This is a genomic window from Asticcacaulis sp. AC466 (assembly GCF_000495815.1).
Classification (GTDB): domain Bacteria; phylum Pseudomonadota; class Alphaproteobacteria; order Caulobacterales; family Caulobacteraceae; genus Asticcacaulis.
This window is the reverse complement of the sequence record NZ_AWGE01000007.1, coordinates 87,194-100,151: the sequence shown is the minus strand read 5'-3', so window position 1 is coordinate 100,151 and position 12,958 is coordinate 87,194. Positions and strand designations below refer to the sequence as shown.

Sequence of the window (12,958 nt, the reverse complement as noted above, 5' to 3'; positions counted from 1 at the left end):
GGCGCATTACACCCGCCCTTCATTTTTTAGGATTTAGCCATGCGTTTGGATATCGAAGCGTCCGCTTCCGAGATCGAGCAGTCCATCGGACTGCTCAGGAGGCGTCTTTGACTGGGATGTCGCTCTAAGACGTCTCGATGAATTGAATGCCCGTGTCGAGGACCCAACCCTGTGGGATCGCCCCGAAGAAGCTCAGAAGATTTCGCGAGAGCGTTCGAAATTGGCGGCTTCCATTGAGGCCGTGCGTTCAATCGAAAAGGAACTGAAGGACGCCATCGAATTCGCCGAGTTAGGCGATATGGAGGGCGATGAAGACCTGGTCGAAGAAGCCCGCAGCCTTTTGAAAGACCTCAAAAGCCGCACGGCCCGCGCCGAACTTGAAGCTCTCCTGTCTGGCGAAGCGGACGGTAACGATGCCTATATGGAAATCAATTCTGGCGCCGGCGGCACGGAATCCAACGATTGGGCGGGTATACTGCTACGCATGTATTCGCGGTGGGCCAATGCACACGGCATGAGCATCGATGTCGAGGAAGAAACGCCCGGCGAACAGGCCGGGATTAAATCCATCACGTTGAAGGTGTCTGGCGAAAATGCCTATGGCTGGCTGAAGACTGAAGCGGGTGTGCATCGCCTAGTCCGTATCTCGCCGTTCGATTCCAACGCCAAGCGGCATACTTCGTTTGCATCGGTTTGGGTGTATCCCGTGGTCGATGACACGATCGTCATCGATATCAACCCGGCCGACGTCCGCACGGATACCTACCGCGCATCCGGCGCCGGTGGCCAGCACATCAACAAAACGGACTCGGCCGTTCGCCTGACGCATATTCCAACCGGTATCGCCGTGGCGTGTCAGGCTGGACGGTCGCAGCACGCGAACCGGGACGAAGCCTGGAAGATGCTGCGGGCGCGCCTGTACGAGATGGAGCTACAGAAGCGCGAAGCGGCGCAGCAGGCTTTGGAAGACCAGAAAACCGATATCGGATGGGGACATCAGATACGGTCCTACGTCTTGCAACCTTACCAAATGGTCAAAGACTTGCGCACCAATGTCGAAACGTCGGATACGCAAGGCGTGCTCGATGGCGATCTGGATGCCTTCATGGGCGCGTCACTGGCACAGCGGGTCGGCGTGACCCGTGATGCAGACGCCTGACTATAGCTCAGGCTTCGCTGCGATTGCGCGCGCCGCCGCCCTTGGCGACGTTGACCACTTTCTCATTGTCGGCCACGGCGTGATCCGTTGTGGCCGACACATGCGCCGGCATCTTTCGACGGCCCTTTTTGATCACGATCTGCGCCCCCATGTAGCGGGAATATACCTGGGTGAATTCTGCGCCGAGAAAGAAAATCTGCGTCGAATAGTAAATCCAGACCAGAACAACGATGAGCGATCCGGCCGCCCCGTAGGCGGAGCTGAAAGCGCTGTGGCCAAGATATAGACCGATCAATAGTTTGCCGAATGAGAACAGCACAGCCGTAATGGCAGCCCCAACCCAGGTGTCGCGCCACTTGATGTGAACGTCCGGCAAGACCTTGAATATCATAGCAAAAAGAACGGTTATCACGCCGAATGATACTGCAAGGTTCGCAAAATGGAGCACGAATGCGAGCGGTATCAAATCTCGAACGAACGCGCCAATCGCAGACAGGGCAGCGGATACGACGAGGGCGATCAATAGCAGAAAACCAATGCCGACGATCATGGCGAAGGACAACAGCCGCTTCTGGATGAACCATGTCCAGTGACCGCTTTCCTGCTCCTCGACGTTCCAGATCGTATTGAGTGCGTCCTGTAGCTGAGCAAAAAAACTTGTCGCCGATACGATCAAGGTAATTATACCCACGAGACTGGCTATAAAGTTGGCCTTAGGGTTGCTGGTGCTGATCAGGATATTCTGTATGGCGCTGGCCCCCTGGTCGCCAATCAGGCCGCGGATTTCCGTAAAGACATAACCAGACACTGCATCGCGTCCAAAGGCTGTGCCCGCCATGGCAATGACAATCAGCAACAAGGGTCCCATCGACAGCATGCTATAGAATGCCAGGGCAGCACCCAGCCGCGGCACCTTATCATCGTTCCATTCGCGGATGGTTTCCTTGAATATGAACCAGAAGGCGGGCAAGGTCAGCGGCGGCCGCTTGCGGGGTATTTCTGTCATATATGAATCGCCTCGAGCATCATGCCAAAAAGTGAACGCCACTTTTTGGAAAAACATGATGCAAAATCAAATATCTAGAGCGAAATAATGATTCCACTAAAATCATTCCGCTCTAGTCTCGAAGGCGCGGATACAAGCATAAAGATTATAAAGAAAAAAGCCGAAGACAGTCGATGTCTCCGGCTTTCAACAAAGGCTGTGTGTCTCGACACGATTATTTCAGATCGGACAAGGCGTTCATATCGTAGCTACCTAGGCTGGGCGTACCATAATCGGCCTGTGCGGCCGGCGCGCTGACGGTCGCGGCCACTGCGGCGGGTTCGACACGGCGGTTTTGCAGGCAGCGCCCCTGGAAGAAAGCGCCCACATCGATCGCCAGTTGATCATGCGTAATGTCGCCTTCGACATAAGCGGTGGCCTGCAGTTTTATCTGCTTCCCGGTAATTGAGCCGACGATACGTCCCCTGATTTCGATAGTTTCGGCCTCGACCTTACCTTCAATGTTGCCGGATTCCCCTACAACCAGATGAGCAACCTTCACGTCGCCACGGACGGTACCATCGAGGTGCAGATCTCCGGTTCCGGTGATATTACCTTCGATGAGCAGGCCCCCACCAAAGCTGGACAGCGGACGGGCGCCACCGCCGGCAGTTGGCTTAGACCGGTTTAGATTGACGTTAGGCGTTTCAAGCGGCGGCGCGACAACGGGCTGCGGCTTCGGCGCGGGCGGGTTAGCTTTGCTAGTTTTGTTGAACATAATCTCCAGCCTTTAAGAAACGTGCGGGGTTTTGAGCACGACCGTTTTGCCAGACTTCATAGTGAAGGTGGGTGCCGGTCGAACGGCCTGTATTGCCCATGGAGGCGATGCGTTGATCGACGGCAACGCGCTGTCCTGTTCTGACACTGGCGGAAGCCAGGTGGGCGTATCGGGTCTTGAAGCCATTGCCATGGTCGATCTCGACCACATTGCCATAGCCGGTACGGACGCCGACGTAGGAGACGATGCCCGGCGCCGTTGCATAGATCGGCGTCAGATAAGGACCTGCGAAATCTTGTCCGCTATGCATGCGTGGGCGATGATTGAACGGGTCGAAGCGTACGCCGAACCCGCTGGTTTCGCGTACACCGATCGTCGGCCGGTCGAAAGGAATGCGCTGGGCACTGTTTTGCAGGCCACGCATATCGCTCAAATCCATGGCCGCGTTACGAATGCGTTCAGCAAAATCCTCGTCGACGCCCAAAAAGTCGGCCAAGCTTTTATTGTCTTTTGCGGCGGTCAGCGGACTCCCGGAACCACCGCCGGCAAAGGCCTGAGGGTTCAGGCCGGCGATACGGAAGGCCAGCCGAAGCTTTTCGGCACGGGTCCGTGCGAAGGTTTCCGCCTGGCTCACCATCCGTTCCTGTTCGGCACGCACGGAATAAATGCGTTCAATTGGCGGCAAACTGTCATCAATAGGTGAAGGTGAGAGCGCCGCCACGGCACCCGGCACGCCTTTGAAATCCTTCAATAAAGCCACAAGGCCTTGATGTCGCTTTTCAACGGTTTGGGCCAGTTGATCCAGCGATCCAGAATTGGCGGAGGCCTGTTGAGTAGCAATGTCGAGGCGCGCCTGACGGTCGGCTATCCAACGTTCTGATTGCGCCTTCATCATACGAATTTGGCTTTCAGAGCCAGATCCGTGATTGGCGGCCAGAAAAATCGTAAACGCCGTCGAGATGGCGAGCCAGGCTATCAGCGCAGAAACCAGAAGCATCAGGAAGAGCTGTTTGCCTGAAGTCAAAACATAACCACGGGTTTCCGCACCCGAGCGGATGTACAGATGGCGTTCTGGAAATATAGATTCCATCCAGCCGCCGAGCTGTCCCAAGTCTGTTTTACTCATCACCGCCAGCACCCTAAACCTTCTGTTAATTATGCCTTCGTGACGGTGGATAAGCAAGGTGTATATCGTAACGCCCCCTTGCTGCCGACGAGCAAGATCGAAACACCTATCAAAACCAATATGTTGAGCAGAGTAGCCATTCTGACTGTGTCCCAATTTGAAAGCTCGCAACCGAGCCGTTTCAAGAATGATGCCGCCGGACAACTTAAGAAAATTAAACTGTCCGGCGCTTCTCTCCGGGGTTATGCACAGGTTAAGAATATTAATAAAGCAAAGTAAATGCTCACATTTAGACTTAAACTATGTTTTCAAAAGATGCCTAAGGCTTTCCAATACGTCTTGAATATGCCCTTTAACTTTAACTTTATGCCAAACCTGCCTTACGTAACCTCTTGCATCAACTATAAAAGTAGACCTGTCGGTGCCCATATAGGCGCGGCCGTAAAGCTTCTTTTCTGTCCACGATCCAAACGCGTTAATCGTCGAGGTATCGACATCGGACAAAAGCGGCATTCGCAGGCCGTATTTTTGTATAAACTTTTCGTGATCTTTCAGGCTATCTTTCGAAATCCCAAACAATTTTACGCCCAATTTTTCGAACTCCGGCAAAGCCGCCGAAAAGTCGCAGGCTTCTTGAGTACAGGTTGGCGTGTTGTCCGTAGGGTAAAAGAACAGCACAAACCATGATCCTTTCAGGGCCGCGGAACTGGTTTCGCCCCCCACGCTTGACGGCAGGACAAAATCGGGTGCCGGATAGGCCGTGAAAGAAGTTACATTTTTTGGTTCTTTCGCCATGACATAGCCTTGCTCAGTATCTAAAGAAGATGACGGGCATAAGACAGCGCGCATTAACGCACTTTTCCCATGAGCCGTTTATAGTGATTTTCCGCCCGAACCTTACAGCCGCGTCCGCAAATAAGTGAAGAAATATTTCGAGATTATACGCAAGCGGCCGCGCGCGATCATTATTGTGCTCGTCGCCTTAATGATCGCCATATTGGGCATCCGGCTGGCGCAAGGTCCCATCCGGGTCGATAGCATTCGCTCAATCATCATTTCCCGTATCGAAGCCCAACTGCCGCGAACCAGCGTCAGCATAGAGCATCTTGATCTCGTCTGGTTCGGCGACGCACGTGCCGTCGGGTTTCGCTTCGACGACCTGATCATCACCGACCGCCAAAACCGCATCATCGCCCGCGCCGGGAAAATGGAAGCCGCGCTTGCTGCCGACAGCCTGCTTCTCGCGCACTTTGCCCCGGCTCGGCTGACCGCGGAGGACTTTTTCGTCGCGGCATCGGTATCCAAGGACGGTAAGTACGACTTGGGCTACGAGGCCCGCGGAAAGCCAGAAGAAGCGGGCGGACTGGCAGGTTTCTTCTATGACCTTACTGGTCCCGAAAAGCTGGGCCGGCCGGCCAGCTTCACTCGCCAGCTCTACCTTAAAAACGGGCAGTTGCGCTTGATCCAGCAGGACGCCCCCTTGGACTGGACTGCCCACGTCTCAACGATTGATTTTGCTAAGTTGCACGGGAAGATGTCTGGCCATGTCGATCTGGCAATAGCCGGCCTCGGCATGACCGAAGGTGCGCCTGCGACGCTCAAGGCGGAAGCGTCAGGCGCGGTCGGACTGAAACACGCGACCATCTCTGCCCATATCGGCAATCTTAATCCCAGTCGCGTCTTTCCGTCCGTCGGTGTTACGCGCACTATTGCCGGCATCAATGCCGCGACAAACGGGCTGGCTCGGGTCGATTACAGTCAAAAGATGGGCTTCGAAGGCGCCAGCGTTGATTTGAGCGCCGCGCGGGGCCGTATAGATATCGGTGATTTCCGCCAGACTTTTGAAGAGGCACGTATCAAGGCCAGGTACAGGTCTGCCGATCATACCGCGCGTTTCGATACCTTCCGCGTTCGCTCGCATTTGCTGGATACGGATCTGCACGGTGCCGTTCTCTTTCAGCCCCGCGACCGCAAACTCAATCGCGACCTGACGTTCCGATTCGATTTCAACGGCCCCAGGGTTAGCGGGCGTCTTGCTGACGACTTTGCCCGGCAGACGCTCACCCAGGCGCATTTCAAGGGCGCCTACGTGCCACTTCAGCGGGAGCTGACGATCGAGACCGGGACTGGTCTGCTAAATGGCGCGCCCCTTCAGACCAAGGGACGCGTCTACACAGATCCGCAAGGCGAGATCGGCGCCGACCTGACGGCCCAGATCAAGGGACATTTTACCAAGGAAGAAGTGTTCGCCTTCTGGCCCGAGGATTTGTCGCCCATCACCCGTTCCATGCTGATCGAGCGGATCAAAGGGGGCGACTTCGCCAACGCAGACTTCGTGCTGAAGGCTGAGCCAGGTGATTTCCACCACCTGACAAACGATGACCTGCGCCTGGATTTTGATTTCGAGAACCTCACCCTGGCGATCGAAAATCGGCTTGAGGATGCTACCGAACTAAAGGGGCACGGCACCCTTCTGGGTAACCGCTTTGACATGGATGTAAACGGTGGGCGTCTGGTCGATGTCCGTCTGACGAAGGGGCGTCTGCTCGTCCCCGATTTCACCGATCATACAACATATACGCAAATCTCACTCGACAGCGATACGGATGTCATCAGCGTGATTGAAGCCATCGATCCCGTTACGGATATGGCTTTAAGCCATAATGGCCTGACACGGGACCGCCTGAGCGGAGCCGCCAAAGCCCATGTCGAAATCCGCTTTCCGACTTTCCACGCCATCAATGATAAAAATTTCGGCCTGACCTTCAAGGCAAACGTCACTGATGGCGCCTTCAAGCAGGCGGCCCTTGGTTGGGACATGACGCGGGGGCAATTGATTGTGACGGGTGACAAACTCGCCAACACATTGGTCGTTGAAGGCCCCGCTCGACTAGGCCCTTATGAGGGTAACGCCAAATATCAAACCCAGTTCGACCCCAAAAGCCAGGTCATCGATTTCAACGGCCACTTCAACGCCGCGCAGTTCGGCGGCTCGCCACGCGTGCCCGTCGCCATAAAAGGCCATTTCACAATTGCCAACCGAAAAGGCGAGGGCACAATCGACGCCGATATTTTCCGCGGCAAGGTTTCCTGGCAGGGTAAAGCGCAAGTCGCGGATGAACGGCCAACCGAAATGTTGATCGAAGGTGTGACCCTTTCGAAGGGGATGGAAGCCCAGGGGCTGCCCATTTTCGAGCATTTGAAACGAGAAGTGCCAACGCGGATTTCGCTATTGCGATCCGGCGAGATCTGGAGTGGCGAAGTCGATGCCGAAAGCCTGTCTGGTGACATCGCCTACATCCAAGGTGAACGGTCACGGCTGGTATATAAGTCTGTTATCACGCCGGATGAAGCCGACGAACTGGGATACGGCGCCTTGCCCATGTTCAATGAGCCGCGTCACCTCACAGTCAACATTTCCCTGGATGGCGCCTCGAAGGAAGCGCTCCTTAAGCTCGACCAGATGAACGCCACATTGGGGTGGGCGGAAATCCCAGGCACGGATGAACTGCAACGGCGTCTGAGCATGAAGGTCATGCCTGATGACTGGTACGTTCTGGGGCTCCCCAAGGCTTTCTTCACTCCCAAGCAACCGGTCGATGTCACGGCTGTGTGGCAGCAGACGGACAGATTACTGAGTGGTCAGGTCGGACTGCTCGACCAGACCATCAAGTTCGAAATGCCTCTAAAGGAACGCGACGATCCTCAGCCGATCGTCTTGCCGAATACAAACGTGCCCTATGAATTGCAGATTCGCGGTACGGTGAGCGATGCCATTTTGTCGGCGCTGGGCTATAGCCAGACGCCCGTCAGGATTGGTGGTAATACTGACTTCGTGTTCAGCCTGTACAACACGCCCGGACAGCCAGCCGCCGTTCTCAATATGGACGCGACGCATGCAAACCTAGGCGTCAATGCTACAGATTGGGTAAAGCCCGCGGGCGAGTCTGCTCAATTCGCGGTGTCAATTGACGAACAGGGGCCAAAGGGAGGGACGAACCTGTCGCGCATATATGGCGCCGGCCCACGCGTCGGCATCGACGGCCGCGCATCCTTTGCTGAAGATGGAAGTCTGAAATTTGCCGATTTTTCAAAACTTTATCTGCAAGACTTTATCGACGTCGCTTTCAAATATTATGCCGTTCCCGAGCAAAATACGAATGTAATGTCCATAAGCGGTCAGCAACTGGACCTTCGGCCCTGGCTGGAGTCGACGCGCGAAAGAACTCGGCAAAATTCCGCACCCGCGCCAGCGGCCAAACTTGCCGATGTCGTTGATGCCGCAGCCAACGCCCCGGCGTCGATTCCCGCCACTCACCTGGTTGTCAACCTGGCCCAACTGCGCATGACGCCTTCCGATGTATTCAATCAGCTCAACCTCGACCTGACCTGGGATGGCGCCAACGGCATAAGCGGTGGGGGCTCAGGACGAACAACCGATGGCGAACCGCTGACACTTACCCTTGACGATCAGGGTGCTTATAGCTTCTTCACGCTTCGGACTGACAATCTGGGAAGTATCATCCAGGCTGCATCCGGCAACCGTAACGTTAAAGGAGGACGGACGGTCATTGATGGCGTCTACGCTGACGGTCAGGTCGATGCATCGGTACGTGGCTCAGATATTCGGGTGAAACAAATTCCCGCTCTGGCCCAGCTTCTGACAGTTGCCTCCCTCCAAGGGCTTAACGATACCCTTGTCGGTGATGGTATTCTGTTCCGTGAATTCGACTTCCCCGTTCGGTACAAAGACGGGCTGCTTTTTATACGCAACGGTTACGCCAAGGGGGAAGCTCTGGGGATCAGCGTCTGGGGTACGAGTGATCTCGACAGCAAGGCGCTCGACCTGCGTGGCACCATTATTCCGGCTTACAGCGTCAATGCGATTTTCGGCGATGTCAAATCGAATGGACTAGGGTTGGTCGGTATCAAGTATCATATCGGCGGGACATCGAAGCTTCCAGAAGCGACCGTCAATCCTCTGTCCGTGGTATTGCCAGGTTTCATGAAGGTCTGGTTCGAGGCGTCACGCAAGGATGCCCTGCCGGCGTTGGATTTGCCGGGCATGGAAGACAAGCTTGACGACCTGCGCGATCAAAATGACAGACTGAACAAGCCGGTCAACAACAAGAAATAGAAAAGCCCGGAGGCGTTTGTCGCCTCCGGGCTTTTTCGATCGACTAAACGGAGACTCTAGACAGGACGAACCAGAACGATTTTCTTCTTGCCCTGAGAGACCTTGATAACGCCGTCCGCATTCAGATCGGCCTGGGTGATCAATTGGTTGCCATCGCTGATAGCAACATCGTTGACACGCAGACCGCCGCCTTGAGCCAGGCGCCGGGCTTCACCGTTGGATGCCGTCAGCCCGATGCGAGTGGCCAGGGCGGCCAGCATGATACCTTCAGCAAGGACCGCGTCTTCGATTTGCACCGTCGGCAGGTCAGCGGACAGAACGCCTTGTTCAAAGGCCTTTTGTGCCGTATCGCGCGCAATCGCGGCAGCTTCCTGACCGTGAACCATACGCGTTGCTTCATCAGCCAGAATTTTCTTGGCCTCGTTGATTTCCGCACCTTGCAGCGCTTCGAGGCGAGCAACTTCGCTCATCGGCAACGCCGTAAACAGGCGCAGGAACCGGCCAACGTCAGCGTCTTCGGTATTGCGCCAGTACTGCCAATAGTCGTAGGGCGACAGCGCATCGGCATTCAGCCAGACCGCGCCGCCGAGCGTCTTGCCCATCTTGGCGCCGGATGAGGTCGTGAGCAGGGGTGTGGTCAGCCCGAAGGCCGCCTTGTTGTTGATGCGGCGCGTCAGTTCAACGCCGTTGATGATATTGCCCCACTGGTCAGATCCGCCCATCTGGAGCACGCAATCGTATTTGCTGTTCAGTTCGCGGAAGTCCACGGCCTGCATCAGCATGTAGTTGAACTCAAGGAAGGTCATCGGCTGTTCGCGCTCAAGCCTCAGTTTGACCGAATCGAAGGTCAGCATACGATTGATGGTGAAATGCGTGCCGAAATTGCGCAGGAATTCGATGTAACCGAAGCCCGACAGCCAATCATTGTTGTTGACCATTATGGCGTCGGTTTCACCGGCGCCGAAGGTCAGGAAATTAGTGAACACGCTTTTGATACCGTCCATGTTCGACTGAATCTGTTCGTCGGTCAGAAGCGGCCGCTGGGTATCCTTGAAGGTCGGATCGCCAACCTTGGTCGTACCGCCGCCCATCAGAACAATCGGCTTGTTCCCGGTCTTTTGCAGCCAGTAAAGCATCATGATCTGCACCAAGTGGCCGGCGTGCAGCGACGACGCCGTGGCGTCATAGCCGATATAACCCGTGATCGGTCCGGCGGAAGCCAGCGTATCGAGGGCTTCCGCGTCCGTGCACTGGTGAATGAAACCGCGCTCTGAGAGGACGTTGAGGAAATCGGATTTAAAGGTGGTCATGATCTCTAACATGAAGGTTGGTGTTCGCACGATTTGGTGCGACAGTGCCTGTACCACGTTGCGACTTCTTTTCCATAGGTAATTGCATGAAAACCATCGGCTTTATGACGGGGACATCGTTGGACGGCATCGATATGGCGGTGCTGGAAACCGACGGCGACGCGCAGCTTATATTCGGACCCTGGGCGGAAATGCCGATGCCGGGGCCGACGCGATCCGTGTTGGAAGAGACCATCCGGGCCGCCCTGGCGTGGCCACGCGGAGAGGCAGAGCCTGCTATTTTCGCCGAAGCACGGCGCGTTCTGGTCGATTATCACCTTCGCTCTCTGCATGAATTTCTGACGCACAATGATCTGAATTTGCAGACATTCGATGTGCTGGGTGTGCATGGCCAGACCGTGCTGCATGAACGACCGAAGGGCGATGTGAAGGGGCGAACGGTCCAACTTTTCGACGGCCAGGCTTTTGCGGATGCAACCGGTATTCCTGTTGTCTGTGATTTCCGCCAGGCCGATATCGAAGCCGGTGGCGAAGCCGCCCCGTTGGCCCCAGTGTATCACCGCGCGCTGGCTCAGAACGCAAAGCTGGAATTGCCCCTGGTCGTCGTCAATCTGGGTGGTGTTGCAAATATTACCGTGATTGACACGGACGGCCTGACCGCGCTGGATACCGGTCCCGCCAACGGCCTGATGGATCAATGGATGCGCCGACACGGCCGCGGCGATTACGATCATGAAGGCCGTATTGCGGCGTCGGGCACGATTCATGAGGACATCGTAGCCGCCTATCTCTCGCATCCCTATTTTCAAGCCAAGGCGCCGAAGTCGCTCGACCGCTACGATTTCACCTTGTCGCACATTGACGCGCTGTCCTTCGAAGATGGTCTCGCGACCCTAAGTGCTTTCACCTTGCGGAGTCTTCTGGCGGGTATTCGACTGACGGGCGTGGAGCCGAAGACGGTTATCCTGGCGGGGGGCGGCCGCCATAACACCCATCTCGTCAATCAGGTGACGTCCGCGCTGCCCCCGGCGCGCGTCGTCCTGGCCGAGACGATGAACTGGCGCGGCGGTGCTATCGAGGCCGAAGCTTTCGCCTACATGGCCGTAAGGTCGCTCCAGGGAAAGCCTATTTCGTTTCCCGGCACGACGGGCGTCAAAACGCCATTGAGCGGCGGTATTGTCAGTTATCCCCGGAGCAAATCCCGGTCGCTCGCCAGCTAGGAGCCAAGATGCGCGTTCTGACCTTCGTAACCCTGTATCTGTGCCTGGCGGCCTGCGCGCCCGCCATTTCGACCGGTGCAGCCGCATCGACACCGGCAGCAGCCGCGCGCTCGCTTGCGGCGACAGCGACGGTCTTGCCTAAAAAATTTGTCGGGCACTGGGATGCTGATCTGGCCGCCTGTAAAGCGATCAGCGACATGAAACTGACCGTCACCCAAACCCAATTGATATTTTGGGAAAGTAGCGGCACCATTACCGGCGTGATCGTCCACGCGCCGAACGACGTAACGGTCAATGCCGCTTTTTCTGGCGAAGGCGAGCAATGGAACCGCGTCCTGCACCTTGTGCTAAACGGCGATGGGCAGGGCCTAACCATTGACGGCACAAAGCGCGTGCGCTGTCCCTAACACCTATGCCGTTTCACCGTCGGCACCTGCCAATAGGCTACTCGATTTCACCGGCCATGCGCCTATCAATATAGGCGCCGACACGGGTTTCGACTTCTTTCAGTTGATCGTTCCAGAAGTGGTTGGCCTCCGCGACCGTCTCAGAGCGGATGGTGATCCCTTTTTGCGAGCGCAGCTTGGTGACGACGCGTTCCACTTCTGAGGTCGGCACGATCGAGTCGTTTGCGCCGTGCAGGAACATGCCAGACGCCGGGCAGGGGGCCAGGAAGCTGAAATCATAGGCGTTGGTCGGTGGGGACACCGAAATGAAACCATCGGTTTCCGGACGGCGCATCAGCAACTGCATGCCGATATAGGCGCCGAAATCATAACCCGCGACCCAGAATTGCGAAGCGGTCGGATTTTTCGCTTGCAGCCAGTCAAGCGCCGTCGCCGCGTCCGCCAGTTCGCCGATGCCGGAATCGAATTCCCCTTGCGATTTTTGAACGCCGCGGAAATTGAAACGCAGGACAGAAAAGCCGCGCGTCATGAAGAGGTGAAACAGTTGCACCGTGACCGGATTATTCATATGGCCGCCCGCCTTGGGGTGCGGATGCAGAATCAGGGCGATCGGCGCGTTCTCGGTCTTGCCTGCGCTGTAACGGGCTTCGATACGTCCGGCAGCTCCGGCCAGGATCACTTCGGGCATTCAATCACCTTATATATGCATAAAATCGTCATGTTCGGCGCCATAATTGTTGACTAGATTAGTCGGAATTATTACATTCCAACCCAGCCATCATAGGCGGCAACTGCGCCTATTAGCACAAAGATTTCTTTTTGCGCAGGTTTTTGCT

Annotated in this window: 10 protein-coding genes; 4 read left to right on the top strand and 6 right to left on the bottom strand. The window is 56.0% G+C overall.

The features are described 5' to 3' along the window. Positions 1–39: 39 nt before the first annotated feature. Positions 40–1,159 (top strand): peptide chain release factor 2 gene (gene prfB / locus AEAC466_RS30985; protein WP_155913557.1). Its coding sequence is split into 2 segments (ribosomal slippage): positions 40–108 and positions 110–1,159, totalling 1,119 coding nucleotides; the frame shifts between segments, so codons are not numbered across the junction. A 7-nt stretch (positions 1,160–1,166) separates the two neighbouring features. Here the strand turns inward: prfB and AEAC466_RS30980 are convergent. From AEAC466_RS30980 to AEAC466_RS30965, 4 genes are all read right to left on the bottom strand, one after another. Beyond that, positions 1,167–2,165: a YihY/virulence factor BrkB family protein gene (locus AEAC466_RS30980; RefSeq protein ID WP_023457684.1), complete on the bottom strand. Its 999-nt coding sequence runs from the start codon at positions 2,163–2,165 to the stop codon at positions 1,167–1,169. 214 nt (positions 2,166–2,379) lie between these two features. Next, positions 2,380–2,922, bottom strand: a complete 543-nt coding sequence (locus AEAC466_RS30975; RefSeq protein ID WP_023457683.1) for a bactofilin family protein — start codon at positions 2,920–2,922, stop codon at positions 2,380–2,382. Further along, positions 2,906–4,048 (bottom strand): M23 family metallopeptidase, encoded by a 1,143-nt coding sequence (locus AEAC466_RS30970; protein WP_031238505.1) that lies wholly within the window; start codon positions 4,046–4,048, stop codon positions 2,906–2,908. Before AEAC466_RS30970 ends, AEAC466_RS30975 begins: the two co-directional genes overlap by 17 nt. Positions 4,049–4,348: 300 nt before the next feature. Beyond that, the gene (locus AEAC466_RS30965; protein ID WP_023457681.1) at positions 4,349–4,843 is read right to left on the bottom strand and encodes a peroxiredoxin; all 495 of its coding nucleotides are present in this window, start codon (positions 4,841–4,843) and stop codon (positions 4,349–4,351) included. 175 nt (positions 4,844–5,018) lie between these two features. Between AEAC466_RS30965 and AEAC466_RS30960 the strand changes: the two genes are divergently transcribed. Further along, the gene (locus tag AEAC466_RS30960; RefSeq protein WP_235074214.1) at positions 5,019–9,185 is read left to right on the top strand and encodes a DUF3971 domain-containing protein; all 4,167 of its coding nucleotides are present in this window, start codon (positions 5,019–5,021) and stop codon (positions 9,183–9,185) included. 56 nt (positions 9,186–9,241) lie between these two features. Here AEAC466_RS30960 and tyrS read toward each other — a convergent pair whose 3' ends face one another. Continuing rightward, positions 9,242–10,495 carry a tyrosine--tRNA ligase gene (tyrS, locus tag AEAC466_RS30955; RefSeq protein WP_031238504.1) on the bottom strand — a complete coding sequence of 418 codons (1,254 nt, stop codon included), beginning with the start codon at positions 10,493–10,495 and terminating at the stop codon, positions 9,242–9,244. 86 nt (positions 10,496–10,581) lie between these two features. On the opposite strand from tyrS, the gene AEAC466_RS30950 reads away from it, so the two are divergent. Together AEAC466_RS30950 and AEAC466_RS43695 are read left to right on the top strand one after the other, a co-directional pair. Further along, complete coding sequence (locus AEAC466_RS30950) at positions 10,582–11,715, top strand: anhydro-N-acetylmuramic acid kinase (RefSeq protein WP_023457678.1); 1,134 nt, start codon at positions 10,582–10,584, stop codon at positions 11,713–11,715. Positions 11,716–11,723: 8 nt separating this feature from the next. Beyond that, entirely contained in the window at positions 11,724–12,122 is a 399-nt protein-coding gene (locus tag AEAC466_RS43695; RefSeq protein WP_023457677.1) for a hypothetical protein, read from the top strand. Between the two features lie 37 nt (positions 12,123–12,159). On the opposite strand, the gene AEAC466_RS30945 is transcribed toward AEAC466_RS43695, so the two are convergent. Further along, positions 12,160–12,810 carry an alpha/beta hydrolase gene (locus tag AEAC466_RS30945; RefSeq protein WP_023457676.1) on the bottom strand — a complete coding sequence of 217 codons (651 nt, stop codon included), beginning with the start codon at positions 12,808–12,810 and terminating at the stop codon, positions 12,160–12,162. Between the last annotated feature and the right edge of the window lie 148 nt (positions 12,811–12,958).

Excerpts from the sequence above, each read along its gene's own strand:
- AEAC466_RS30950 (WP_023457678.1), top strand. The coding sequence starts at position 10,582 with ATGAAAACCATCGGCTTTATGACGGGGACATCGTTGGACGGCATCGAT.
- tyrS (WP_031238504.1), bottom strand. The coding sequence starts at position 10,495 with ATGACCACCTTTAAATCCGATTTCCTCAACGTCCTCTCAGAGCGCGGT.
- AEAC466_RS30975 (WP_023457683.1), bottom strand. The coding sequence starts at position 2,922 with ATGTTCAACAAAACTAGCAAAGCTAACCCGCCCGCGCCGAAGCCGCAG.
- AEAC466_RS43695 (WP_023457677.1), top strand. The coding sequence starts at position 11,724 with ATGCGCGTTCTGACCTTCGTAACCCTGTATCTGTGCCTGGCGGCCTGC.
- AEAC466_RS30965 (WP_023457681.1), bottom strand. The coding sequence starts at position 4,843 with ATGGCGAAAGAACCAAAAAATGTAACTTCTTTCACGGCCTATCCGGCA.
- AEAC466_RS30980 (WP_023457684.1), bottom strand. The coding sequence starts at position 2,165 with ATGACAGAAATACCCCGCAAGCGGCCGCCGCTGACCTTGCCCGCCTTC.
- AEAC466_RS30945 (WP_023457676.1), bottom strand. The coding sequence starts at position 12,810 with ATGCCCGAAGTGATCCTGGCCGGAGCTGCCGGACGTATCGAAGCCCGT.
- AEAC466_RS30970 (WP_031238505.1), bottom strand. The coding sequence starts at position 4,048 with ATGAGTAAAACAGACTTGGGACAGCTCGGCGGCTGGATGGAATCTATA.